The organism is Sphingomonas crocodyli (genome assembly GCF_004005865.1).
Classification (GTDB): Bacteria; Pseudomonadota; Alphaproteobacteria; order Sphingomonadales; family Sphingomonadaceae; genus Rhizorhabdus; species Rhizorhabdus crocodyli.
On record NZ_SACN01000003.1, the window covers coordinates 272,006 to 296,030 of the forward strand.

Genomic DNA, 24,025 nt, shown 5'->3' on the forward strand with positions numbered 1-24,025 from the left:
TGGGCGCCGATACAAAGGGGGCAGCAGCATGAACCGCGTCTACAAGAGGGGGATCCGAATTGCATTAGCATCGGTCGCGTTAGGGGCGATTGCGCTCCCCGCCGCCGAACCCACCGCAGCGCAGGCCGTCAGAATTGACCTTCCCCAGCAGGACCTCGGGCAGTCTCTGCGCGCGGTAGCAGCCCGCACGGGTTGGGAGGTGCTTTTCGAACCGGGCGATGTCGCGGGTCGCACAGCCGAGGCCGTCAGCGGTGACTATAGCGCTCCGCAAGCCATTGCCATTCTTACAAGGGGCACTGGGCTACACGTTCAGATCGAGGGGAAGAGTATCATCGTGAAGGGGCGATCGTCGGCGCCGGCGCTAGACGCTGGCGCTGACGTGTCCGACGCGATCGTGGTTACCGGCACCCGCATCCCCGGCGCCGCGTCGCCATCTCCGCTCACCGTGATGAACTCGGACGACATGCGCTCGGCGGGGAGAGGCACACTCGCGGAGGCAATTCGGGACATTCCTCAGAACTCCATGGCGGGAAACAATCCCGGGCTTGTGTCAGGTGTACCCAATGCGCGCGGCATCAATGTCGGCAGCTCGGTCAGCATCAATCTGCGCGGGATCGGTGCCGATGCGACTCTCACCCTGCTCAATGGTCATCGCGTGAGCTATAATGCGACGCGCCAAGGCGTCGACATCTCCTCCATCCCGCTCCTCGCCGTCGATCGCCTCGAGGTCGTCGCTGACGGGGCCTCGGCCATTTACGGCTCCGACGCGGTGGCCGGTGTCGCCAATATCATTTTGAAGCGCGACTATGAGGGCGCTGCCGTCATGATGCGCTACGCGGGTTCGACCGATGGCGGCGGCTCGCACCGGCAGGCGGGGTTCATCACCGGCCATAGCTGGTCGACGGGTGGTTTCATGCTCGCGGGCGAGCATGAAGATGCGTCGGCGATTGTCGCTCGCCAGCGGTCCTACACCGCGGCGCTGGCTCCCACCCAAACGCTGTATCCATCGATCAAGCGCAGCAATGTCGCGCTGGCGGGGCACCAGCGGCTGGGGGAGGGGTTCGAGCTGTCGGTCGATGCGCTCTACAACCAGCGCAGGAGCGTCTTCAATCTGCCGTTTCAAAGCACGGCGAGCTACCTGACCTTCGGCGCTTACAATTTTCCGCGAAACCGATCTTTCGTGGTCGCGCCGTCGCTGGCGTGGACCGCTACCGACCGTTGGACCGTCACCCTGTCGGGTGCCTATGGTCGAGACCGTACTCACTATGACAATGACAGCTATACCAACGGTAGGGTGACCAACTCGACCCGGGGTTGCTACTGCAACAATGCCCAATCAGTCGAGCTGGGCGCTGATGGCAGCCTGTTCGCGCTGCCCGGTGGTGACGCCAAGCTTGCAATCGGAACAGGCCTGCGACGCGACACTCTGATCTCTTCGCGTGTCGGAGCGCAGACACTTCGGGCCCGCCAGACAAGCCGTTACGCCTACGGTGAAATCAATGCGCCCCTCGTGGGTCCAAGCCAGGAGCTCCGATTCGTCCACAAGCTGACCGCGAGTGCCGCGATCCGCTACGAGAACTATCGCGCCATCGGCGATATCGCCACGCCCAAGCTCGGGCTCATCTACGAGCCGACCCCCGACTTCGCGTTCAAGGGAAGCTGGGGCAAGTCGTTCAAGGCGGCAACGCTGTTCCAACGCTTCACGGCAAAAACAGCCAGTGTCCGTCCAATCGCATCGGTCGGAGGAAGCGGATTTCCCGCTGGCTCGACAGCCCTGTTCCTGACGGGTGGACAGCCAGGAATCGGTCCCGAGCGCGCGAAGACATGGTCGGCGACGCTCGCGGTGCACCCGCGTGCGATCGAGGGCCTGAGTGTCGATCTCAGCTATTTCCACATCGACTATCGCGATCGGGTCGCGGCACCGATCGCGTCGCTCGCGCGCGCTCTTTCGGATCCCCTGAACGCGACCTTCGTCAACAGGGCGCCAAGTGCGGCCGACAAGGCAGCGGCAGTGGCGGGTGTCGAGCAACTGCTGCTGGCTGCGGGAGGCTATGACCCCAGCAGGATCGTCGCGATCATCGATAATCGCAACCGCAACGTGACCGCACAGAAGATCGAGGGCGCCGACCTTCAACTGCGATACCGCCTGTCGATCCGCGAGACGGGGAGCCTGACCTTCGGCGTTAACGGCGCCTATCTGAAGTCGGAACAGCAAACGCTGCCAGGCCAGCCATTTGCTGCGAACGCTGGTCAGATTTTCTTTCCACCGCATTATACTGCGCGGGGGTTCCTAACCTGGCGCGATGGCGGATCGGTTGTCACGTTCGCTGGCAACTACAATGGCGACACCGATGACCGCCGTTTCTCCCCGATCGTACGCTCAGGGGGCATGACAACGTTCGATCTGACGGTCCGTCACGAATTGGGTGACAGGGCGGGGCCGTTCGCGAATCTCGAGATCGCCGCATCGGTCAGCAACATGTTCAATCAAAAGCCGGACCTCATCCGGACACTGACGGATTATGATCTGCCCTATGATGCGACCAACAATTCTCCGATCGGGCGCTTTGTCAGTCTCACGCTGACCAAGCGCTTCCCGTGAGCCTGCGAATCTTGCGGCGACCCTTCCGGGTCGCCGCTCTGATCAGCCTGCTGTTCATTCCGCGGATAGCACAAGCGCAGGCCTGCGCTATCTTCCTCGCCCAATCGCCGCCGGTCACCGGGGGTCTCGTCACGCCGGCAGATCTGGCGAGCGTGCGCGATATCGTGTCCACCGATTCCGGGCTCGGTGCGCCGGGTCCGCTCGCGCTTTCGCCGGATGGGCGGCGGCTTGCCTTCGTGCTCACCCGCGCCGACCCCGCGCGCAACCGCTATTGTCGAGCGCTGATGGTGCTGGAGCTCGCATCACGCGGTGCCCCGCATATTGTCGATGAGGGCGGCGAGTTTCTGCCGATGACCCAGATCCTGCGCGGACTGATCACCCGGCTAGATGTCGCGCAGGTGGTGACCCCGCATTGGTCTCCTGATGGTCGGTCGATCGCGTTTCTCAGACGCGATGGTGGAGTCACTCAGGCTTGGGTTGCGGCATTCGACGGGTCCGGCGCGCGCGCTGTCACGGCCTCGCGCGTTGACATCGAGAAGGTCGACTGGGCGCCAAACGGTCGCGATCTTGTGATCGCCAGCCGTCCGGCATTGCTCGACGCCCGCGCAGCGCGTGCCGCCGAAGCGCGGCAGGGTTTTCTCTATGATGATCGCTACGTGCCGGTGTTCGGGAAAATGCCACAGTTGCGAGGCCCCCTGCCGGTCCGCTTCGAGGTCGTGGGACCGCAGGGGCGCGTGCGGCTCGCCAGCGACGCCGAGGCGGCGATCTTGTCCCCGCCGGATCTTGGTGACGGCGTCCTGGCGCGACTTGGCGGAGCGGGCGGGTTAAGCGCTGCGGTGAACGCGGTCATTCCGGGTCGCCTTTTTTCTCCGGCGACACTGTCGATTAGCGATGGCTATGGCAGGCGAGCTACGTGCAAAGATTGCGCGGGCGATCAGATCATGGGCCTCTGGTGGGGCCAGGCGCCGGGCTCCGTCCTCTATCTTCGCCGTGAAGGCTGGGCAGGCGGCGACATCGCGCTCTATAGCTGGCGAGCCGGGCGGTCATCGCGACGCTTATTGCGCACGCCGGGGCTGCTCACCGGGTGCATTCAAAGTCCTGGCCGGCTCTATTGCCTCTTCGAGACGGCCACCCGCCCGCGCAGCATCGTCGCGATCGATAAGCGAACGGGGGGCCTCAGCCGCTTGTTCGATCCCAACCCTGGATTTGCTAAAGTCCGGTCCGGTTCAGTGCGCCGGCTCATGTGGACGAATGCCATGGGCTTTCGCGCGTTCGGCGATCTGGTCCTGCCGCCGGACTGGCGACCGGGCACCAGATATCCACTGATCGTGGTCCAGTATGAAAGCCGTGGCTTCTTGCGGGGAGGCACCGGGGACGAGGTTCCAATCTTCCCCCTGGCGGCCAGCGGCTATGCGGTCCTGAGCGTCCAGCGGCCGGCGAGTTACGGATCGCGATATCCGGGACGCTTTTCCAGTTGGCGCGAAGTCGATGCGATCGGCGCCGTGAACTGGGCAGAGCGGCGCAACGTCGCAGGCTCGGTTCTGGCGGGGATCGACGCGGCGCGCGCGTTGAATGTGGTCGATGATCGTCGGATCGGGCTCACCGGCCTTAGCGACGGATCAACCACGGCCTGGTATCTGTTGCTCCATCATAACGACTTGTTTGCCGCCACCGCTGCCAGCACGTGTTGCGCGGACCCCGATACTGACGCGATCCTGGTCGGTCCGGCATGGGAAGCCGCGCGCGAACGCGCCGGTTATCCTTCGCCTATTGTGCCACGCGACACCTTCTGGCGCGCTGTGTCACCAGCGCTCGGCGCGTCGCGGATCACGGGACCCATTTTGCTCCAGTTGGGAGACGACGAATATCAGCGTGCGCTGGAGGCCTATGCGGCGTTTCGACGGGTCGGGCCGCCGACCGAGATGCACGTCTTTGCCGATGAGGGCCACATCAAGTGGCAACCCGCGCACCGCCTCGCCCTTTATCAGCGCACGATCGACTGGTTCGACTTCTGGTTGCTAAGGCGCCGAGACCCGGATCCTGCCAAGGAGGAGCAATATGCTCGCTGGTCCGCTCTTGCCGATCAGGCGAGCGCGCGTGGCTGGTCTGATCGGCTCAACCAGGCGCATGCCCAGCTTTCGGCATCGGCGAGGCGAACGAGCAGCGAGTAGGTTATGTCCTGCGCGACGCGATTCTGATCGAACACGCGCTCGAGGCGAGGTCGGTCAAGGAAGCCGGCTGACGCCAGAACACCGCCGAGCAGATGGTCGCGCAGGCGATCACGATGCGTTTCAAACAATCCACCCACGATCGATGTCGGCGTGCCCTTGTCGCGCCGCCACACGATTTCCTCCGGCAGGAGGTTCGCGAAGGCGTCGCGCGCGACGCGGCGATTGATACCGCCGCGCGCCCAGAGATAGCTTGGTACCCGCAGGCAGGTTTCCATCACGGGCTGCGCCAGCAAGGGCGAGAGCACGGGTAGACGAACGAGCGATCCGGCATCGAGATGGTTCTGGATCTGAATGATGTTTGCGATATGGCGCAGCGTGCCCGGGAGACCGGTGCCGGGCGTGCAAAGCCAGGGGTGCTGGAAGGACGAGGACGGGACGTAATCTTGATTGAGCCAGAAGTCGGTCGGTTGCCAGCGATAGAGATGACCGTGCCGAAGTTTCGCGACCGTCGCACGACCGATGGTCGCCAGCGAGGCTTTGCTCAGATCACTCATGTCGCAGGCTGCCCTCCACCAGCCTGTGGGGGACTCCAATCGCACAGCATCCGCGACCGTGGCGGCGGAATGCAGATAACAAAAGACATTGTCGCCGCCGCCGCCATCGACAATCGCGCTCGCCCCGGTCAGTCCTATAGTCTCCTCAAGGTGGTGCGCATGGGCCTGGCTGAAGCTGAAGATCGTCGGGCGCGGTATGTCTCGAGCGCTCGATCGGAACGGGTCGACGCGAGCAGGGTCAAGCTCGACCTCATGGAGTTCGACCGCCAGGTGGTTCGCGACTTTGCGCGCATAATGGCGCTCATCGCCGGACGCGTGACGGGTGCGGTAATTGAGACAGACAAAGTCGTGACCAGCCGCCTTCATCGCCGCAGCCAGAATCGACGAATCGAGGCCGCCCGACAGCCGCAAAATTGATCGGCCCTTGCCATCTAGCCGGGCGGCGACCGTGCCGAGGATCGCCTCGCGTACCGCGCGCGACGCGTCGGCTGGATCCCGGATCATTTTGTCTGGCGCGCCGTAGGCCCAGGGAGACCAGATCATGGCTTGCGCGGTAACGCCCCGCTCGCCGAGCCGAAGCCGTCCACCGGCAAGCAACTCGTGAACGCCGTTGATCGCCGTGCGTGGGGTGCGAAGCTGCGAAAAGGTAAGATGCGCGGCCAGGCCGTACCAGTCGATCTCCACGGCGACGACGCCTGCTCGTGCCAGGTCACCTGCATTGGACGCGAAGACCGTCCATTCCCGGCTGCGCGCATAATAGCAGCCAACCGCACTCGACGGATCGCGCCAGAGCTCTATCGCGCCCCCTTGGTCCGCGGGCAGCAAAACGGCGACGTAGCCGCCCCAAAGATTGTCGAAAACGCACGGTGAGGACCTGTCACACGCGCGTGGAAAGGCGTCGCCGATGACGATAGTTGCGCCGGTTGTGCGCCAGGACGTGTCGGACCGGGTCAGAAGCCAAGCGCGATTCATCAGCGGGTGGACGCTCATGTTGAGACAGGCCGCAACCGCTGACACGGTTTCGGGAACCGGGCCCGGGTGAGGGTGGTCGCTGACCATGATGATGTACGGACCGCTCACAGGACGAGGATAGGGGTGAAGAGGGAAACGTGCGCGATCCGGTCGTCCATCAAGCGCCCGTCAAGTTCGACCCAGCAATGCGCGGCAAAGGGGCGGAGCTGGACGCCGAAGATGATCGCGGGGTGGTAGCCCCGGGTGAGGAGGGTGGTGGCCAGAGCGAAGGCTCGTACCAGACATTGGTCGAAACCAAGCGTCAGCCGGCGCGAGCGATCAAAGGCACTGGCTACCGCCTCGGCAGGGGCCAGGGGCAAATCGGGAGCGGAAGGCGTACGCGCCTTTCGCCTGCGGAACTCGTCCACGCGCTTCGCCAGCGCCCATCGGCGCTGGCTGAAGCTGCGGAAAAGCGCGATCATAACTTCGGTCAGATCGAGCCATGAGGGAGGCGGCAGATGCTGGATCTCGCGCTCGGCTATGCGATGGGAGCAAGGCGGACTGATCTCGGATGTTTGCGCCGCCACGATATTGAGCATGGCGAGTTGTTCGAGAACGGCCCGCTTATCTGGCGCGGCGGCATCGGGATCGAGCGCGGCAAGCGCAACAGCGGTCTTGCCCGTCAGCAGACAATATCTGTCCCGCTGAATGTCGAGGACGATCGGCTGATCGTCGATCAGGCACCAGAACATGGAGGATGAGGCCGATGGCATGGCAAGCAACCGTGTGAAATCGGCGCGTGACGGTCGCCACGCGCCGATCAGTCAGTCGTTGGTGAGACCGGACTGGAACTGCAGACCGATCTCGTCTTCGACCCGCGGGCCGGCGCCCTGGGTGCTCAGGCTCGCAGTGCCAAGCTCGATGCAGTCTTCCTCGTGAACGTCCTTGCTCATGACGTGCTCCTTTCGATGCGGGCCATCAGGGCCGGCACGATCAAGGCTGCAGCGTTCGAGGGTATATAAAAACGATATAATACCGAAATTCCGGTCATATTTCGGAGCGGTTGACCGGCTGGTGAAACTACGCACTGGGTGCGTGCCGTCGCCTTTAGCGCGAGCCTGGACATGCGCGACGGCCAGCCGGTCAGAGGCCTGACATGGAAGGGCCTAGAGCGGGGCAGGATCTTCCTCTCGATATCGCCTTCGCATCGCACGTATTACTAAATCCGCGGCGCGCTCACGCCGCCGGTGGTAGCGCCGCAGAACCGCGATTAAATTGCGCTGGTCATTCTGCTCCAACATGGCGAGGAGCTCGTTCAGTTCCTCGTCGATGCCGTCCATGACGTCGGGTTCTACCGCTCGTGCTCGGCTCAGCCACTCGTTGTTGCGCCGCATCGCCCATTCGATCGGCCGACTGCCAACGGACAAGCCGGCAAAGAATGATGCGGCGCGGGCTGCGTAACTGTCCGATGAAGGCGGCGAGGGGGCGCTGCGCTGGCTCGGGGCACGCACGGCCAGATCGGACACAAAGCCGTTCCATAGATAGAGATCGTGCAGTTCGTCCTGGGTGAGCCAGGGAACATGAAAGCCGTCACCGGACTTGGCTATGACGAGGTCCTCGCCAACCAGTCGATTGAGCACGTCCCGTACAGGCGTGATACTGACCCCGAGCTGATCGGCGATGCGGGTCGCTTCGAGACGACGACCAGGACCGAACTCGCCGAACAGGAGTTCTCGCTTGATGTGCGCGTAGCAGCGCGCAAGCGCCTGAGCAGGACTCATAAGCGTCCCTGCCGGGCATGGTTGTCGAGCGACTGATCGCGTATGAACTCGGCGAGCATTGCGGTTTGATCAGGCGTGAGCGCGTCCGCCGCTGCAAGATGATCGGGTACGGCGTCGCGCAGCAGCACCGACGGGCATCGACCCTCATAATTGCCGAGATTGGGCCGGTGCTGGACATAGCCGATCAGCTCGGCCAGCTCGGTGGAGAAGTGGCGAGCGATATGCGGGGGGTAGGCGAGCCACTGGTTCTCATAGGGCTTGAGCCAGCCAAGGCTGTAGCCGGTGATGAGGCAACGCCGTTCAGTGTCGCTGCAATTGGCGCCAGCGCCATGCAGGGTCGAACCGAGAAAGCAGATGGCGTCGCCAGGTTCGCATTCGGCGACGATCGGATTGGTACAGCCGGTGTCACGCCCAAGCGGGCCGTGGCTGTTGGGGAAGATCACTGTCGCGCCATTATCGCGCTCGAAACGCGTGAGCGGCCAGATCACATTGATCAGATATTCGTGGACGCCCTTCGTGCCGTGCCACATATCTTCGTCACGGTGCGCGAACTGAGCCGGTGCGCCCGGATGGATGGCGATGCCTTGGGTCAGATTGAGCTGAAATCGGTCGCACCACGGTCCGAGCACAGCCTCAGCCAGCGCCAGGATAGGTGGTGCCTGGACGAGATCCGCCGCATGCGAGGAGCGCCGGAGTACCGATCCGAAGCGCTTTGTCCGTTCCCCATAGAAATGACCCTGGCAAAATGGGGTCTCGTCGAAGATCGGATCAAGGTCGCTGGCAAGCTCCATCACCACCGAGACCGGCGCGGCGTTACGGATGATGCAATAGCCGTTGCGGTTCAATGCGTCGGCCGCGGCCAGCGGGTGGTCCGCCATTGCGAGGCTGGTCATGCCGCGAACTCCAGATGCAAGGGCCGCAGGGGCGAAGCGTCAGGCGCTCCGACCGGACGGTAAATCCCGCGTGCGCACAGACGTGCCGGTGTGTCCTGGTCGATGCGTATGTGAAGGGCGGTCAGCCATCCGGTGGCCCCCAATATCGGTCGACCGAGCGCCGAGCATTCCCAGCCGAAATTAAGAACTTGCTCGAACCAGTCGAGATTGGCGACACCGGTATAAGCGTCGATTTGCTGCTCCAGCGCATAATCGACGAGGGCGCTAATCAGCGTATTGCGGGCTTCCCTGCGTTCTGCCGAGCGCTGGTGGCGATCAAGGCAGAAGCGGGTGATCTCGCGCGTGGAAGGTCCAGTTGGTATCGGGCCTGTGCACAGATGGGGAAACACCGTATCGAGAAGATGAGGACGTTCGGTGGGAAGCAGGCGCGCCGATGCCCGATGGCGATCGTTGCTTGCCGCGACAATCAGATATTCGGCGTCGCTGGTATCGAACTGGTCGATCTCGTAGCGACCCTCGAGTATGGGCAAATCCCATTTGAGGAGGTCGACGAAAACCTCTTTACGCGCGGCGAACATAGACCGGAGCGCCCGATCGGAAACTGACGTGGGAAACAGCGTCTGCATAAGAGCCTCCCTTCAACGGAGGCTCAATGTCGGCCTTGGAAGCATTGCCCCAAATACCAAGAAATGGGGGGGGGGTAATCAGAAACGCCTGCGGATGATGTCGGCGAACGAGAAAAGACCATCGAACAATGCGCGGACCACCAGCGACGTTCGTTTTTCCACGTCGTATCGCTCACGCGCCATTTTCAGATGCTGCACAACAGTATCGTGCCTGATGCCAAGGATCTTGGAGACTTCCCAATCCGACTTGCCCCTGGCGACCCATAAAACACAATCTCTTTGACGCTCGGTGAGGGCGTGGGTGGGTGGCGCCCGCCGGTCATTCTGCAATCGCCGCGCCGCTTCGAAAGCGAATGTGCCGATCAACTGCGCGGTGCCGAACTGATGGCAGGGAAAGACTTCGCCGGGGCGCAGGGCAAATGTGCAGGATCCGCTGACCTCCCCCGGTATATTGGCCGGTACCGTCATCCCATCGCCGATGCCGTGCCGGTGCCCGCGCTCAAGGGTCATGCGGTCGGTTTCCGATAGTGCGATCAGATCTCCGAGATTCGACCAGGCGAAGCCCGCGACGGTGCGCTCGCTGGCCCGCCGCACCGGATCGATGCTCCCCAACGTGCGCTCGTCATATTCATCGACCCAGCCGGCGGGGTAATTATGCGACCGAATATCCGGTGCGAGCGCCCGGCTTCTGTCCAGATGTCGTGACAGGGCGAAATGGTGAAAGCTCATGTCGTGGGTTGCGCGTTCGAGTGCTTCGTGAAGATTCGCTTCGTCGAGCCGGCCGGTCAGCTGGCTTACGAAGGAATCCACAAGCTTCATGCGGCTCATGGTCGCCCGTATCGACCACCTGTCGCGCGCCCAGTCACAGCGCAGGCAATCGCCTTTTTGGGGGTGGGCAAGCCGGTTTCACCTCGGCGCGCTCCGCCCGGTTCAGTCAGGTGCGGGCGACCATCATCGGTAATAACAGCAGCATTCAAGCCTTGATTTGAGCCAATTCGGCGCGATTGGTCATGAATTGCGGATGACGACGATTGCACAATATCAATATTTGATCGGACTACTTGTAGCGATGCAATTCGCTCATCCTTCCTACGCGTGACACTTCACCCCAAGGGTAAAGTGTCACGGGCGATAATATCGAACATCGCCCGACTGGAGGGATTCACATGGCGAACAACCATGCTAGATTCCTGCTATGTTCCAGACAGATCTTTTTGCCGGACATGCTGATCGCAATGACGCGCTCGGGCTGCCAGGTCTGATCGAGCGGATCGCGGGCGTTTCGCAACGCCCGCGCTACTCCTTGATGGTCCTGCACCTGATCGCTCAGGCCGCCGACGCGCGCGGCAGAGCGGGCCCTTATGTCCTTGAGGATGATCGGCGCGTGCCGATCCGAGACTGGCTGTGCGATGCGCTCGTACCGATGGCGCAGCGCGATGCCCGGCGCCTCGCGATCGTGGCACAAGTCCGTGCCGAACTCGAGAATGCCGGCCGGCTTCCCGCCGATGCGGTAGAGGGAGATCGCCTGGTCGATGCCGAAGTGCGCTTGCGTGTCCTGAAGGCGGGCCGGTGCAATGTCAGCCGTGCTGTTTCGGACCTGGTGCAGGCTGGCCTGGTAAGGCGACATTATCAGGGCGAACGCGTCGACCACCATAACCGGGGTGCGCAACGCGAAGCCGTCTACACGATCACTGAAAGTGCGCGTCCTGCCTTGCGGCTGGGCTAAGGGTTCAAGGCGTTCGCACCGGCTTTTGTCGCCGGTCACAGTGCCAGTTTGGTCTGGACCGGCTTGGCGCCAATCTCCTGTATCACGAAGATGCGTGGCGGGGGGGTGACGAGAAGCTCGTCATCCGCGGCCGTGGCATCAAGCCATTGCATCACCTGGCGCCGCTGGATGATCGCGCCATGCCGTTCCTGATAGAGCGACACTTCATGGTTCGCATCGACCGTGATGACGCGATAGCTCAGGGGCCAGCCCGCCATAGGAGGTTCCCAGACGCCGGCGAGATAGAAAAAGTTGCCTGTGTCGAGCGTCACCCGATATTGCTTCTTGCCGTCCCGCACGATGAATTCCGACGCCGGAATAAGACACCGGTAGCTTGGGAAGGCCTGTCCTTCCGAGCGGATGAACCCAAAGCTGGCACCAGCGGCAAATCTGGGATTACTGCCCCACATCGCCTCGACCATTTCGATTTCTTGACTATCGTCAGGATTACGCCGGATGATCGCCCGACGATCGCCGAGCGGCGCGTTGCAATCAAAAGGGGTTGCCACCGAATCCACATTCAGAACATAAGAAGAACAAGAACGGGAAGCAAGTCGGAGCGAGAGGGATGTGCAACGACTACCGGCTCGAGGTCGATATCGCTACGATCGCCGAGGATTTTGACGATCTCAAGATCAGGATCTCGATGCCTGAAGGAGTGCCCAATGTGCCGGCGCGCGAAGATATCAGGATCACTGACACCGCGCCGATCGTGCGCGGTGTCGATCGGGCGCGAGGCTTAGGCGAACTCGTCAACCGTCGCTGGAGTTGGCCTGGGCCGACCGGAAAGCCGGTCCACAATTTCAGGACAGAAGGACGCGAGTTCTCATCAAAGCGCTGCCTGATCCTCGCCGATGGCTTCTATGAGTTCACAAAATCCGAGGATCGCAAGCAGCGTCTGAAAGACAAGTGGCTGTTCACGCTGAAGGAGCATCGCTGGTTCTGTATCGCCGGCATTTGGCGATCGCATCCCGATGTCGGCGAGGCATTCACAATGCTGACGACTGAGGCGGGCGAGGATATCGCGCCTTATCATCATCGTCAGATCATCCCATTGCCGCGTAATCGGTGGGCCGACTGGCTCGATCCCGCGGTTCCGGCAGTGGATGTGCTGGGCCATCTGCCCAAGGCCAGTTTGACTGTAACGCGCGTGTTTCCGCCGCCCGCGCCCGCGGCGCAATCCATCCTGGCGCTGTAGTTTTACAAAGGGTGCACGAGGGCCCTTGACGCAGGACCATGCCGGGCGGAACATTAAGGGAACAAACGAGTCGATTCTGACCTATGCTTCCTATGCCCCATTCCAACGAGCGGATGCGTTCCGAACAGATCACAGCACTTCGCGCCGAGCTGGCACAGGTGCGTGAAGGTCGAGGCCCGGCCCTTGGCTTCGGTATTCCGGAGGTGGACGATCGCCTCGCCGATCACGGACTTGATGGCGCGGGCCTCCACGAGATTACAGCGGCGACGGCCAACCTGACAGACGACGCTGCCGCTACGCTGTTTGCGGCCGGAATTGCGGCACGTTTCGCAAATGCGCCGGGCTTCACCGTCCTATGGGCACTTAGTCGCTTCGATCTTTATGCCCCTGGTCTCGAACAGGTCGGGCTTGGTCCTGATAAGATCCTGTACGCCCAGGGCCGCAAGGATGCCGACGTGCTCGCACTGGCCGAAGACGGTCTTCGCGACGGATCGCTTGCCTGCGTCATCGCCGAGGTAAAAACGGCCGACCAGACCGCCACGCGGCGGCTTCAGCTTGCAGCTTCGGATGGGCGCACGCCGATGCTGCTCTATCGTCGCCACCGAATGCGCGAGCGATGTCCGCTCGCGCAACCATCGTCGGCAATGACCCGCTGGCGAATAGGCTGTGCTCCATCGGCGCCGCTACCCCACGCAGGCCTCGGACGCGCGCGCTGGTCGGTCGAGCTGGTTCGCCAGCGGGGTGGCAATCCTTTTTCTCTTGAGCTGGAGGCGTGCGATGACACGGGTTGCCTCGCTCTGCCTTGCCCTTCTGCCGATCGAGCGGTTGCGACAGGCGGAGCGGTCCGTCAGGCCGCGTGACGTCCAGCCGGTCGACCTCAGTCCACGCCTCCCCGGCGCCATCGACGATAATCCCGGTGCCTGCTCGGTCCCTCGCGGAGGCGGCTGGCGGCCGGGTGCGCGGTGGGCGCGTGATGAGCAGCTGGGCGATCGGCCGACATCAGAACAGATCGATGCGTTGCCATCGCATCAGCGTCCGACGATGCGGGTGCTCGGCAGACGCAGCGAAGCGGCCGGCCACCCGTTTCGCGCGATGCCATCGGACGACGGCGCACCCCCGTCTGCACCGCTGCTCGCGTCGAACTGGCCCAGTCCTCAACAGCGACCGACCATCCTCGTCCTGCGGACCGGTCAACGCGATGTCGTTACGTCGGTCTGTCCGCTGGCCGCTACGCTGGGTCTGCGGCCCGGCATGGCGGCTGCGCATGCCCGGGCACTCGTCGCCGATCTCGATGTCCGCGATGCCGAGCCGGATGCTGATCGCGCCTGGCTCGATCGGCTCGCGCTTCACGCCGTCGCACATTGGACCCCGACGGCATCGGTCAGCGGCCCCGATGGACTGTGGCTCGACCTCTCCGGGGCGGCTCATCTATTTGGGGGAGAAGAACGCTTTTGTCGGCGTTTGCTGCGCTTTTTGAGACGCATCGGCTTCACAGCGACGATCGCCATCGCGGGCACGCCGGGAGCGGCCCACGCTCTGGCCCGCTTCGTCGGGGCGTCGATGGTCATCCTGCCCCCTGGATGCGAGACCGAAGCGATCGCCGATCTGCCGCTGATGGCTCTGCGCCTCCAGCCCGAAGCGCTGGAGGCAGCGGCCCGCTTTGGGCTGGAGCGCATCGCCGATCTCTATCCAATGGCGCGGGGACCGTTGGCCCGACGTCTGGGCATATCCACTGTCGAGCGCCTGGACCAGGCGCGGGGCACGCTCGCCGAGCCCATCATGCCTGTCGTGCCGTTCGAAGCGCCGCGCGTTGAACGACGCCTGCTCGAACCGATTGGCACAGCCGAGGCCATCAACCAGGTGATCGGCGACCTTGTCGATGATCTGGTGAGTGTGCTGCAGGCACGTGGGTTGGGCCTGCGGACTGCTATTCTCAAATGCCGCGTCGTCGACCGCAGCGATCAGCGCGTGGCCATCGGAACGGCTCGCGCCACCCGCGATCCAAGGCATCTCAAGCGGATGTTCGCGATGCGGGTCGAGCGCATCGATCCGGGTCTGGGGATTGAGGCGATGAGCCTGATCGTTCCGCGGGTCGAGGATCTGGGGGCAGAGGCGCTCTTGGCATCGTTCGGGGACCGTGAGCGCCCCCGCGATATCGCGCCACTTGTCGATCAGCTCGGTGGCCGTGTCGGCCCCGACGCACTGTTCCGTGTCGGGGCGGTCGAGAGTGACGTGCCGGAACGCGGTGTGCGGCGACTGAATCCGACTGCGATGCCGGTTGGGTGGCCTGGCTGGAAGCGTCCGGCTCGTCTGCTCAACCGGCCGGAACCGCTTGCGCATGTTGTCGCCCTGCTGCCCGATCATCCGCCGCGGCGCTTCAACTGGCGGGGCACGGCCTATCACGTCGTAGCGGGTGACGGCCCCGAGCGCATTCATGGCGAATGGTGGCGACGACCCGGCGAATTGTGGGCGGTGCGCGACTATTTCCGGGTCGAGGCCGAAGGGGGTGCGCGCTTCTGGATCTTCAGGCGCGGCGATGGCGTCGACGCGCCGACCGGAGATCTTAGCTGGTACATGCACGGACTGTTCGGCTGATGGCGACCTATGTCGAGTTGCAGGTCGCGAGCCATTTCTCCTTCCTGCGCGGCGCTTCGTCCCCCGAGGAATTGTTCGAGGCTGCGGCGCTGCAGGGGCATAGCGCGCTCGGTCTCGCAGACCGGAACAGCGTTGCCGGGGTGGTGCGGGGCTGGGACGGCCAGAAGGCAACGGGCGTGCGCATGATCGCGGGCGCCCGCGTCGATCTCATCGACGGTCGCGCGCTGCTTCTCTATCCGACCGATCGCATGGCCTGGGGTCGGCTAACCCGGCTGCTGTCGATCGGTAAGGCCCGCGGCGGCAAGGGCCGCTGCCTGCTCGAATGGAGCGATGTCACAATTCATAGCGACGGATTGATTGCGATCCTCGTCCCAGACATCGTGGACGTAGCGGCTAAGGCCGCCCTGGCCGACCTGCGGCAGGTTTTCGGCGATCGCGGTTTTCTCGCGTTATCACTGCGCCGACGGCCAGATGATCTGGTGCGCCTCCATACACTGGACGCGATGGCGCGCGCTGCTGGCGTGCGATCGGTCGCGACAGGCGACATCCTATATCATTGCCCCGAGCGTCGCCCATTGCAGGATGTGGTGACCGCAATCCGCGAGAAGACAACGATCGATGCGCTGGGCTTCCGGCGCGAACGCTTCATGGATCGCAGCCTCAAGTCACCTGAGGAGATGGAGCGGCGCTTTTCCGCCTTTCCCGACGCCATCCAGTCGACCGCCGACATTGCGGCGCGCTGCGCCTTCGATCTGGGCGAAATCCAATATCAATATCCCTATGAGGAGGTTATGGCGGGCCGCACCGCGCAGGAAGCGCTGTCGGCGCTGACCGAAGAAGCAGCGGCGCGGATGTTTCCCGCCGGGCTTCCACAAGCCTATCGCGCGCAGATCGACCACGAACTCCGGCTGATCGCGGGTCTCGGTTACGCACCCTATTTTTTGACCGTAAACGCAATCGTTGCCGAGAGCCGGCGGCGCGGCATCCTGTGCCAGGGGCGTGGATCGGCGGCGAACAGTTGCGTCTGCTACCTGCTCGGGATCACCTCGATCGATCCGATCAAGCATGAACTGCTATTCGAGCGCTTCGTGTCGGGCGAGCGCAAGGAGCCGCCAGATATCGACGTCGACTTCGAGCACGAGCGGCGTGAGGAAATCATTCAGTGGATCTACGACCATTATGGTCGTCAGCACGCGGCGCTGACCGCCGTCGTCACCCGCTATCGAACGCGCGGCGCGGTCGCGGAGGTGGGCAAGGCGCTCGGCCTGCCGCGTGATCTCACCAAGATGCTCACCGGCCTGGTCTGGGGCTGGTCGGTTGACGGCATCCGTCCCGATCAGATCGAGAGCCTCAATCTCAATGCCGATGACCACCGCCTCAAGCTTACGCTCGAACTGTCGCGCCAGCTGATCGGGACGCCCCGCCACCTCTCGCAGCATCCCGGCGGTTTTGTGCTGACCCAGGATCGGCTCGACGATCTCGTGCCCATTGAACCCGCCCGCATGGTCGACCGCCAGATCATCGAATGGGACAAGGATGACATCGATGCGCTGAAGTTCATGAAGGTCGATGTGCTGGGTCTGGGCATGCTGGGCTGCATGAACCGCGCCTTCAACCTGTTGGAAGAGCATAAAGGGGTGCGGGTCGGCATGGCCGACCTGCAGGATGACGACCCGGCCGTCTATGGCATGATCCAGAAGGCAGACACGCTCGGCGTGTTCCAGATCGAAAGCCGCGCGCAGATGACGATGCTGCCGCGGATCAAGCCCAAGGAATTTTACGATCTCGTGATTGAGGTCGCGATCGTCCGGCCAGGGCCGATTCAGGGCGATATGGTTCATCCCTATCTCCGTCGGCGCGAGGGCAAGGAGCAACCCGAATATCCCAAGCCCGAACTGGAGGCGGTGCTCAGGAAGACGCTCGGCGTGCCCCTGTTTCAGGAACAGGCGATGAAAGTGGCGATTGTCGGCGCTGGCTTCACGCCGGTAGAGGCCGATCAGCTGCGCCGCGCGATGGCGACGTTCAAGCTTACGGGCGGCGTCAGCCATTTCTATGACAAGCTCGTCGGCGGGATGGTCGAACGTGGCTATCCCAGGGATTTCGCCGAACGAACTTTCAAGCAGATCGAGGGGTTCGGCTCGTACGGCTTTCCCGAGAGCCACGCCGCCTCCTTTGCCAAGATCGCCTATGCCTCATGCTGGATGAAGCACCATCATCCCGACGTCTTCTGCGCGGCGCTCCTCAACGCGCAGCCGATGGGCTTCTATGCGCCCGCCCAGATCGTTCGTGACGCGCGCGACCATGGCGTCGAGGTGCGGCCCGTTTCGGTCAACGACAGCCATTGGGATTGCTCGCTCGAACCGACGCGAGGTCGCTATCACGCAGTACGGCTGGGATTTCGGCAGGTGCGCGGGCTCGCGAACCTCCACGGCGCCGCGATCGTCAGCGCGCGCGGGCCATCGCCTTATAGCAGTATTGAGGAGATCTGGCGCCGCGCAGGCGTCCCGCGCGCCGCGATCGAACGCCTCGCGGAGGCCGACGCCTTCCACGCAATTGCCGAGGACCGGCGGCAGGGACTATGGAAAGTGAAAGGCCTGGGTGAGGCTCCCTTGCCCTTGTTCGCGGCCGCCGATGAACGTGAGGCTCGCTTTTCGCCCGAGGGGCGCGAGCCAGGCGTGGAGCTCAGGTCTCTGACCGCCGGCCGCGAGGTGGTCGAGGATTATCGCGCGCTCCAACTGTCGCTGCGCGGACATCCGCTCGCCTTTCTGCGCAGCCAGCTGGACGACATGCGGATCGTGCGGTGCGCGGACCTCGCCACCATCCGCGATGGTCGCAATGTCGAGGTCGCGGGCGTGATCCTCGTCCGGCAGCGGCCCGGATCAGCCAAGGGCGTCCTTTTCGTCACGATCGAGGACGAAACGGGCGTCGCGCAAGGCATAGTCTGGCCTGACCGGTTCGAGATCTATCGCCGGCAAGTCATGTCAGCCTCGATGATCGCGATGCGCGGTCGTGTTCAGAAAGAAGGCGATGTCATCCATATCATCTGCGACCGGGTCACCGACCATGACGACATGCTGCGCTCGATCGGGCGGATGGATTTTACAGTGGCGCCCGGACGTGGCGATGGTGCGAAGAATGGCAGCGGTCCCGACCCGCGCGATCCCACCTGGCCGCCGCGCGGTCGAACGCTGTCTTACCCGTCGTTCAATGCTGTTCCCGATGAAGAGGAGCTGTTGCGCATCCGCAGTCATGACTTCCATTGAGTGAGGTTTGCAGCGGGCGCCAGCCAGGCCGCCGAACATCCAGCGATGGTCGATAATATAATCCTGGTTAACTACAGCCCGTCCGGCATCCGATAGCCTGTCCTCATGGGGATACCGGCTGTCACAAAAGCTTATGGCCTGTGCATTGCCGATCCGGACGGTACGATCCGCGATGTCGACGACCGCTTCTGCCAGCTCATCGGCTTCGGGCCCAACACCTTCGTTGGTCGACATCCGCTCGATCTCACCCATCATGCTGATCGTGGTCGCAACGCCACCGCGCTGTCGCGCCTGATCGAAACAGACCGGCCCTTCGTTATCCGCAAGCGCTACCTTCTGCCGGACGGCTCGCTACGCTGGGTCGAGAATTGCGTACGAGGCGTGCGCGACGGACGCTCGCGCCGCCTGCTCGCCGAGATGAAGCCCATTGCAGCACCTGTTGCTTCGCCGATCAGGCTCCAGCGCGAGGACGCCATCTTCTCGAGACTGGAGCAAATTGCGCAGGCCGATGCCCAGACAGGCAATGTCGGCCTGAGCAGCGACCAGACCCTCGATACCCTAGCACAGGCGACACGGAAGGGGCGCGATCAGTCCGTCCGCGACAGCAATGCGAGATATTTGTCGATCGCCTCGGCTCTGATGTTGCCCTCTACCTGCTGAAAGACGAACCGGACTTCGGCCGCGCTCTGCTCGTCGGAATTAAGAGCGCCAAAAGCGCGGACTGTGGCGGCAAAGCTCGCCTCAAGGCGCACCGTGTCACCCACGACCAAAAGTGCGGGAATATCCCACGGTACGGTTTCGGCGGCCGGCCCGACACCCTTCATCGTGGTGCGCTCGGAGCTTCGATCGCTGCGACGATGACCGATAGCAGGATCAGGCCGTTATCGTCGGTTACCTCGACGCGCAGATCATCGTCGCCAAAAGGCGAGGTGGGATGATCGCGCAACATCTGACCAAGGGTGGACACGGCCGCCAGGCGGGCTTCGGCATAGCTTTCGAAATCATGGCTGTCGGCGCCCGAATGGAAGCGTCCATCGACGAAGTTGAAATGGTAGCGTGTCATGGCGAAGCTAAACCCGCTCGATGCTGCCAAGTTGCGACAATTTCGCAGTAGCTTACCCGGAACGACCGCCTTTTTTCATCCGATCTGGCCTCGCGTCGTTCGAGGCAAAACGGATGTGTCGAGGCGCCACCCTCGGGGATGACTTCAACGATCGATCATATCGCTTATCTTGGCCGCAAGGTCGGCCATCACAAAAGGCTTGGTAATCACTTCCATCCCGGCTGGTAGAAGCCCGTTTCCAACGGCGGCATTTTCAGCGTAGCCCGTCACGAACAAGACCTTGAGCTCAGGCCGATGGCTGCGCGCCGCATCGGCGACCTGCCGACCGTTCATACCTCCCGGCAGACCCACATCGGTAATCAGCAGATCAATACGCGTCTGAGAGGTCAGGATCTTCAAGGCCGATGGCCCATCGTCGGCCTCGAGTGCGCGATAACCTGCCTCGGCGAGGATCTCGACAATCAGCATGCGCACGGTTGTCTCGTCGTCGACCACGAGAACCGTTTCGCCGGCGCCCGATTCGGCGATCCTCGTGTCGGGCGCGTCGTCATCCGCGAGGACGTCGCCCGAATAGCGCGGAAGATAGAGGCACATCGTCGTGCCTTGCTCGAGTTCCGAGTAAACCCGAACTTGTCCGCCCGACTGGCGGACGAAACCGTGGATCATCGACAGTCCCAGCCCCGTTCCCTGGCCGATCGGTTTGGTGGTGAAGAACGGATCAAAGATGCGATCGGCAATGTCGGGAGCGATTCCGCTGCCCGTGTCGGTGACGCATATCGAGAGATACTGGCCCGGCGGGAGGTCACGTTCGCGCGCCGCCCGATCATCGAGCCACTTGTTGGCGGTCTCAATCGTCAGGCGTCCGCCCTGCGGCATTGCGTCGCGCGCGTTGATCGCGAGGTTGAGCAAGGCGCTCTCCAGCTGGACCGGGTCGACCTTCGCCATCCACAGCCCGCCTGCGCCTACCACCTCGACCTTGATCTGGGGTCCGACGGTTCGGCTGATAAGATCCTCCATTCCGAACACCAGCCGATTGACGTCGGTGGGCTTGGGATCGAGGGTCTGTCGGCGCGAAAAGGCGAGCAGGCGCTGCGTCAGCGCGGCTGCGCGCTGCGCCGAGGTCTGCGCGCCCTGAAGGAAGCGCTCGATTCCGTCGGTCCGGCCCTGAGCGATGCGCCGCTCGACAACCTCAAGGCTGCCGCTGATCCCTGCCAGGAGATTGTTGAAGTCGTGTGCGATCCCGCCAGTGAGCTGGCCGACCGCTTCCATTTTCTGTGCCTGCCGCAAAGCTTCATGCGCCTGGGTCAGTTCCTCGCTACGCTCTGCGACCCGCTTCTCAAGGGTTTCGTTCGCTTCGCGAACGCGACGGATGAGGCGAGAATTGTCGATCGCGATGGCCGCCTGCGCGGCGAGTCCGAGGATAACCGTCTCGTGTTCCTCGGTGAAACGATCGGCTTCTTCATGTCCGAAAAAGAGACCGCCGATCACGCCGTCCTCACGCGAGGCGACAGGTACAGCGAGATAACTTGTGACAGGCAGATGCCCCTCGGGCATGCCATTGTGGGGCGCATTTTTGCCATAGCGCGGATCGCGGCGGATGTCCCCCGACCGCAGCACAGCCTCGCCGTTGAACGTCGGCGCGAAGACCTGCGTGTTGCGGGGCATGGGAAACCGGGCGAATTCCTCGTGCGATACGCCCGAGAGGCTGTAGAGCATATAGCTCTCACCCGACGCGTCGATCACATTGTAGAAGAAGGCGCCAAAGCTAGCGCCGGTCAGTTCCACGCCGGCGTCGGTCACGAGCTGAACGATGCGCTCAAGATCCTGCTCAACCACGGTGCTTGACGCTATCCGGTTGAGCGTTTCCAGCGCGCGCCCTTGCTCGCGCAGCGCCTGCTCGGCGACATGGGCAGCGGTAACGTCGAAGCCTTCGCAAAAGATGCCGGTGACCCGTCCGCCATCGTCGCGCACAGGCTCATAAATGAAGTCGAGATACCGCGTGTTGCGAGGAGCACCGGGATAATCGAGCTCGATCGGTGTCCGTTCGGCGACAAAGCGCTCGCCCGTCGCATAGACACGGTCTAGCCACTCGTAAAAGCCTTGGCCGGCGAGCTCGGGAAATACGTCGCGGACGCTGCGCCCGAGAAACTCGCGATCGCCAAACAGCCGGCGGTAGGCATGATTGACGAACTCGAAGACATGATCAGGTCCCTCCAGGACCGTGATAAACCCGGGCGCCTGCTCGAAAAGTCGCCTTTGCCGCAGCGCCTCAGCTTCACGATTGCGGTCGCGCAAAATTCGCTCGGTCGTCTCGTGGCCCTGGTTGAACACGCCAACTACGGTGCCATCTTCTCCTCGGACGGGCGTGAAGCTGTAATTCCACCACGTGTCCTGCGGGCGACCATCACGCACCATCGCGAGATGCTGGTCGAAGGTCGAAAAGCCCTCGCCGGTATCGAGCACAGCCTCAAACTGCGGACCAACCACGGGCCAGATGTCCCGCCAAACCTCGGCGGCGGGCTGACCCAATGCTGCCGGGTGGCGCTCCGCCGGGATCGGCGACCAGGCGTCGTTATAAAGCAGGCGAAGGTCGGGGCCCCAGTAGATCGCGGTCGGAAAACTGGAGTTGAGGCAGATGCTGAGCGCCGATCGAAGCGACTGCGGCCAGGCTGTCGGTATTCCCAGCGGCGTCGACGCCCAATCGTAGGTGCGGATGCGCTCACCCATAGCGCCGCCGCCGTGGAGAAAATCTTGCATTTGGAAGCACGGACCATCTGGAGAAAAAGCACACACGCCAGGGGGCTCGCTCCCCCCACCCGATGCGAAGACGTTCAAGCCAGGGGACTGTTCCCCGGCATCGTCAAAAGGTGGTCAAGCATAACGTGGCCCGAGACCCGGACCGCGGCCGCGAGACCTGTTGCAACGTGTCAAAGATCATAGGCCTTCAGCCACGTCACCGCGCCCTGCTCTGAAAGAAAGAACTGGATAATCTCTCCAAAGCTGTGGGTCCGTCGCATCTGCATTTTCACCAGGCTCGAACCGACGAGGATCGCAACCCGGTCGCCCGGCCGATAGATCCGCTCGAACGACCGCATCACGAACGCCTGGTTCTGCGGGGTGTGGGGCAGGAGCCGGTTGGCATCGATCAGAACACGGATTGGCCGACCCGCGGCGCGCCACCGCCGGACAAAGGCGGCATTGTCGTCAAAGTGGCGTGCAAGAATATCCTGGTCGAAAAAGCCTTCGACCATCATGCGCACGATGCCCGCGCTTTCGTCTTCGTCGATCGTGTAGGCGGGTGCGGAAAGCATCAGCGGATGGAAATGGGTGGACATAGAATAGGCGTAACCGAAGACAGTTAAGCGGCTTTAGATGTATGGGAAATTCCTGACGTTTATCTTGAGCGAACATTAGACGATGGTGGATATGCGGCCCGCTGACGACCTTTGCCAGCGAGCCCGTCCGTCACCTCTTTGCCCACATGTTCCTCAGGCCGTCGCCATATCGACGTAGCGCTGATATTCCTCGGTGTAGCGGGCGCCAATCCGCGCCTGCTCCGCGTTGGCCACCTCAGTCTTGAGATCCGGGAACCAGCTACTTTCTTCGTGGTACATGTGGTGGGTGACCGCACCTCGGATATGTTCGAGCTTGTCGAGGAAGTCCTGGCTCAGCGGCTCAAGCTTTTCAAGCAGCGCCAGTTGTACCTTGGTTGCGGCCTGCTCCTCATAGCCCAGCCCCGCATGAGCCTCGTGACCATCGTCCGCAAGCGCAGGGTAAAGGACGGCTTCCTCGGCATTGGCGTGGCCCGTAAGTAGGGTTGCCAATTTGCGCTGAGCACTGCGCTGCGTCTGCGGTTGCGACGCGGATCTCACCTCTTCAAAGGCCGCTTCGATCTGTTCGTGGTGATCGATGACCTGATCGAGCCAGTCGCCGGGCGCGCACAAACCGCGCGCTCGCCGACGCGCCTCGAAACGCGTTTCATCGCTCTCGGGGGGCGTAATAGCAGCGACAATCTTGTCGAAAAGAGACATTTGCTTCTCCTCACTCGGTGAAATCGTCGGGTTTGTCTGTGGCGCGGCGCGGGCCGTCGGCGCATGGCGACGACCGCTCGTCGCGGTTGGCGTCGCCAAGCCCATGCGTTTCAGCCGCCGCAATTCCCGAGAGCTCGGATATGGTCAGAACCGATCCATCTTGCGTGCGGACCTCGCGCTCCTGCCCGGGCTTGTCCGCGTCCGGATCGGCTGTGCGCTCTCCTCGCCAGCCCTGTTCAGGCGGCGCCATATCGTCCCGGATCGGGGAGCCTTGTCCCTGAAGGTTGGCATTTCGGCCCCGGCTGGCTTCGGGCTGCCGATCCGTCTCGCGATCATCGCTCGACATCATCTTTTCATCTCCATCATTGTGGGCGGCGCGGACCGACCTCCTCGAAGTGGTTTGACAGTCGAGAGCTCACGATCACCTGGGAGGAGGCGCCGCGTTGGAATCCCGCGTCTCGCCGGACCGGATACCCCGGTCGCGCGGATCGGTGGTTCCGCGATGCGGCCTGGCGGCTTGCTGGTCTGCCTG

The 24,025-nt window shown here is 63.0% G+C and carries 21 protein-coding genes; 8 read left to right on the forward strand and 13 right to left on the reverse strand.

Going from position 1 to position 24,025, the window contains the following annotated elements; translation table 11 throughout:
- Positions 1 to 28 precede the first annotated feature (28 nt).
- A complete protein-coding gene (locus tag EOD43_RS18885; protein WP_127745585.1) occupies positions 29 to 2,602 on the forward strand; it encodes a TonB-dependent receptor in 2,574 nt (857 codons plus the stop codon).
- On the forward strand, positions 2,599 to 4,773 hold the full coding sequence (locus tag EOD43_RS18890) for an Atxe2 family lasso peptide isopeptidase (RefSeq protein WP_127745586.1): 2,175 nt from the start codon (positions 2,599 to 2,601) through the stop codon (positions 4,771 to 4,773). Before EOD43_RS18885 ends, EOD43_RS18890 begins: the two co-directional genes overlap by 4 nt.
- Here EOD43_RS18890 and EOD43_RS18895 read toward each other — a convergent pair.
- From EOD43_RS18895 to EOD43_RS18925, 7 genes are all read right to left on the reverse strand, one after another.
- On the reverse strand, positions 4,686 to 6,317 hold the full coding sequence (locus tag EOD43_RS18895) for an asparagine synthase-related protein (RefSeq protein ID WP_164857346.1): 1,632 nt from the start codon (positions 6,315 to 6,317) through the stop codon (positions 4,686 to 4,688). The genes EOD43_RS18890 and EOD43_RS18895 overlap by 88 nt on opposite strands.
- Positions 6,318 to 6,403: 86 nt before the next feature.
- Positions 6,404 to 7,030: a lasso peptide biosynthesis B2 protein gene (locus EOD43_RS18900; protein ID WP_164857347.1), complete on the reverse strand. Its 627-nt coding sequence runs from the start codon at positions 7,028 to 7,030 to the stop codon at positions 6,404 to 6,406.
- Between the two features lie 72 nt (positions 7,031 to 7,102).
- Positions 7,103 to 7,231 (reverse strand): benenodin family lasso peptide, encoded by a 129-nt coding sequence (locus EOD43_RS18905; RefSeq protein ID WP_127745589.1) that lies wholly within the window; start codon positions 7,229 to 7,231, stop codon positions 7,103 to 7,105.
- Positions 7,232 to 7,444: 213 nt separating this feature from the next.
- Positions 7,445 to 8,059 (reverse strand): GntR family transcriptional regulator, encoded by a 615-nt coding sequence (locus tag EOD43_RS18910; RefSeq protein WP_127745590.1) that lies wholly within the window; start codon positions 8,057 to 8,059, stop codon positions 7,445 to 7,447.
- Positions 8,056 to 8,952: a phytanoyl-CoA dioxygenase family protein gene (locus EOD43_RS18915; RefSeq protein ID WP_240653358.1), complete on the reverse strand. Its 897-nt coding sequence runs from the start codon at positions 8,950 to 8,952 to the stop codon at positions 8,056 to 8,058. Before EOD43_RS18915 ends, EOD43_RS18910 begins: the two co-directional genes overlap by 4 nt.
- Complete coding sequence (locus EOD43_RS18920; protein WP_127745591.1) at positions 8,949 to 9,578, reverse strand: acyl-homoserine-lactone synthase; 630 nt, start codon at positions 9,576 to 9,578, stop codon at positions 8,949 to 8,951. Before EOD43_RS18920 ends, EOD43_RS18915 begins: the two co-directional genes overlap by 4 nt.
- A 78-nt stretch (positions 9,579 to 9,656) precedes the next feature.
- Positions 9,657 to 10,406 carry a LuxR family transcriptional regulator gene (locus tag EOD43_RS18925; protein ID WP_240653359.1) on the reverse strand — a complete coding sequence of 250 codons (750 nt, stop codon included), beginning with the start codon at positions 10,404 to 10,406 and terminating at the stop codon, positions 9,657 to 9,659.
- 367 nt (positions 10,407 to 10,773) lie between these two features.
- On the opposite strand from EOD43_RS18925, the gene EOD43_RS18930 reads away from it, so the two are divergent.
- The gene (locus tag EOD43_RS18930; protein ID WP_127745592.1) at positions 10,774 to 11,304 is read left to right on the forward strand and encodes a hypothetical protein; all 531 of its coding nucleotides are present in this window, start codon (positions 10,774 to 10,776) and stop codon (positions 11,302 to 11,304) included.
- 35 nt (positions 11,305 to 11,339) lie between these two features.
- Here EOD43_RS18930 and EOD43_RS18935 read toward each other — a convergent pair whose 3' ends face one another.
- Positions 11,340 to 11,852 (reverse strand): SOS response-associated peptidase family protein, encoded by a 513-nt coding sequence (locus tag EOD43_RS18935; RefSeq protein WP_240653360.1) that lies wholly within the window; start codon positions 11,850 to 11,852, stop codon positions 11,340 to 11,342.
- On the opposite strand from EOD43_RS18935, the gene EOD43_RS18940 reads away from it, so the two are divergent.
- The 5 genes from EOD43_RS18940 (at position 11,846) to EOD43_RS18960 (ending at position 19,059) form a co-directional block, all read left to right on the forward strand.
- Positions 11,846 to 12,541, forward strand: a complete 696-nt coding sequence (locus EOD43_RS18940) for an SOS response-associated peptidase (protein WP_338069013.1) — start codon at positions 11,846 to 11,848, stop codon at positions 12,539 to 12,541. The two genes, EOD43_RS18935 and EOD43_RS18940, sit on opposite strands and share 7 nt — an antisense overlap.
- Before the next feature lie 113 nt (positions 12,542 to 12,654).
- Positions 12,655 to 13,401 (forward strand): ImuA family protein, encoded by a 747-nt coding sequence (locus tag EOD43_RS18945; protein ID WP_240653361.1) that lies wholly within the window; start codon positions 12,655 to 12,657, stop codon positions 13,399 to 13,401.
- Positions 13,319 to 15,136: a Y-family DNA polymerase gene (locus tag EOD43_RS18950; RefSeq protein WP_127745595.1), complete on the forward strand. Its 1,818-nt coding sequence runs from the start codon at positions 13,319 to 13,321 to the stop codon at positions 15,134 to 15,136. The genes EOD43_RS18945 and EOD43_RS18950 overlap by 83 nt, the downstream gene beginning before the upstream one ends.
- Entirely contained in the window at positions 15,136 to 18,399 is a 3,264-nt protein-coding gene (locus EOD43_RS18955; RefSeq protein WP_127745596.1) for an error-prone DNA polymerase, read from the forward strand. Before EOD43_RS18950 ends, EOD43_RS18955 begins: the two co-directional genes overlap by 1 nt.
- Positions 18,400 to 18,504: 105 nt before the next feature.
- Positions 18,505 to 19,059: a PAS domain-containing protein gene (locus EOD43_RS18960; protein WP_127745597.1), complete on the forward strand. Its 555-nt coding sequence runs from the start codon at positions 18,505 to 18,507 to the stop codon at positions 19,057 to 19,059.
- Between the two features lie 160 nt (positions 19,060 to 19,219).
- Here the strand turns inward: EOD43_RS18960 and EOD43_RS18965 are convergent, their stop codons facing one another.
- The 5 genes from EOD43_RS18965 to EOD43_RS18985 all read right to left on the reverse strand — a co-directional run bounded on the left by EOD43_RS18965 (position 19,220) and on the right by EOD43_RS18985 (position 23,842).
- Positions 19,220 to 19,462, reverse strand: a complete 243-nt coding sequence (locus EOD43_RS18965; RefSeq protein WP_127745598.1) for a DUF6894 family protein — start codon at positions 19,460 to 19,462, stop codon at positions 19,220 to 19,222.
- A 144-nt stretch (positions 19,463 to 19,606) separates the two neighbouring features.
- Positions 19,607 to 22,189: a GAF domain-containing protein gene (locus tag EOD43_RS18970; RefSeq protein WP_240653363.1), complete on the reverse strand. Its 2,583-nt coding sequence runs from the start codon at positions 22,187 to 22,189 to the stop codon at positions 19,607 to 19,609.
- A 200-nt stretch (positions 22,190 to 22,389) separates the two neighbouring features.
- Positions 22,390 to 22,797 carry a hypothetical protein gene (locus tag EOD43_RS18975; protein ID WP_127745599.1) on the reverse strand — a complete coding sequence of 136 codons (408 nt, stop codon included), beginning with the start codon at positions 22,795 to 22,797 and terminating at the stop codon, positions 22,390 to 22,392.
- Between the two features lie 153 nt (positions 22,798 to 22,950).
- On the reverse strand, positions 22,951 to 23,493 hold the full coding sequence (locus EOD43_RS18980) for a hemerythrin domain-containing protein (protein ID WP_127745600.1): 543 nt from the start codon (positions 23,491 to 23,493) through the stop codon (positions 22,951 to 22,953).
- Between the two features lie 10 nt (positions 23,494 to 23,503).
- Positions 23,504 to 23,842: a hypothetical protein gene (locus tag EOD43_RS18985; RefSeq protein WP_127745601.1), complete on the reverse strand. Its 339-nt coding sequence runs from the start codon at positions 23,840 to 23,842 to the stop codon at positions 23,504 to 23,506.
- Between the last annotated feature and the right edge of the window lie 183 nt (positions 23,843 to 24,025).

Excerpts from the sequence above, each read along its gene's own strand:
- EOD43_RS18965 (WP_127745598.1), bottom strand. The coding sequence starts at position 19,462 with ATGACACGCTACCATTTCAACTTCGTCGATGGACGCTTCCATTCGGGC.
- EOD43_RS18970 (WP_240653363.1), bottom strand. The coding sequence starts at position 22,189 with ATGGGTGAGCGCATCCGCACCTACGATTGGGCGTCGACGCCGCTGGGA.
- EOD43_RS18985 (WP_127745601.1), bottom strand. The coding sequence starts at position 23,842 with ATGATGTCGAGCGATGATCGCGAGACGGATCGGCAGCCCGAAGCCAGC.
- EOD43_RS18960 (WP_127745597.1), top strand. The coding sequence starts at position 18,505 with ATGGGGATACCGGCTGTCACAAAAGCTTATGGCCTGTGCATTGCCGAT.
- EOD43_RS18975 (WP_127745599.1), bottom strand. The coding sequence starts at position 22,797 with ATGTCCACCCATTTCCATCCGCTGATGCTTTCCGCACCCGCCTACACG.
- EOD43_RS18950 (WP_127745595.1), top strand. The coding sequence starts at position 13,319 with ATGACACGGGTTGCCTCGCTCTGCCTTGCCCTTCTGCCGATCGAGCGG.
- EOD43_RS18900 (WP_164857347.1), bottom strand. The coding sequence starts at position 7,030 with ATGTTCTGGTGCCTGATCGACGATCAGCCGATCGTCCTCGACATTCAG.
- EOD43_RS18910 (WP_127745590.1), bottom strand. The coding sequence starts at position 8,059 with ATGAGTCCTGCTCAGGCGCTTGCGCGCTGCTACGCGCACATCAAGCGA.
- EOD43_RS18920 (WP_127745591.1), bottom strand. The coding sequence starts at position 9,578 with ATGCAGACGCTGTTTCCCACGTCAGTTTCCGATCGGGCGCTCCGGTCT.
- EOD43_RS18930 (WP_127745592.1), top strand. The coding sequence starts at position 10,774 with ATGTTCCAGACAGATCTTTTTGCCGGACATGCTGATCGCAATGACGCG.
- EOD43_RS18945 (WP_240653361.1), top strand. The coding sequence starts at position 12,655 with ATGCGTTCCGAACAGATCACAGCACTTCGCGCCGAGCTGGCACAGGTG.
- EOD43_RS18980 (WP_127745600.1), bottom strand. The coding sequence starts at position 23,493 with ATGTCTCTTTTCGACAAGATTGTCGCTGCTATTACGCCCCCCGAGAGC.
- EOD43_RS18885 (WP_127745585.1), top strand. The coding sequence starts at position 29 with ATGAACCGCGTCTACAAGAGGGGGATCCGAATTGCATTAGCATCGGTC.
- EOD43_RS18905 (WP_127745589.1), bottom strand. The coding sequence starts at position 7,231 with ATGAGCAAGGACGTTCACGAGGAAGACTGCATCGAGCTTGGCACTGCG.
- EOD43_RS18925 (WP_240653359.1), bottom strand. The coding sequence starts at position 10,406 with ATGAGCCGCATGAAGCTTGTGGATTCCTTCGTAAGCCAGCTGACCGGC.
- EOD43_RS18955 (WP_127745596.1), top strand. The coding sequence starts at position 15,136 with ATGGCGACCTATGTCGAGTTGCAGGTCGCGAGCCATTTCTCCTTCCTG.
- EOD43_RS18895 (WP_164857346.1), bottom strand. The coding sequence starts at position 6,317 with ATGAGCGTCCACCCGCTGATGAATCGCGCTTGGCTTCTGACCCGGTCC.
- EOD43_RS18915 (WP_240653358.1), bottom strand. The coding sequence starts at position 8,952 with ATGACCAGCCTCGCAATGGCGGACCACCCGCTGGCCGCGGCCGACGCA.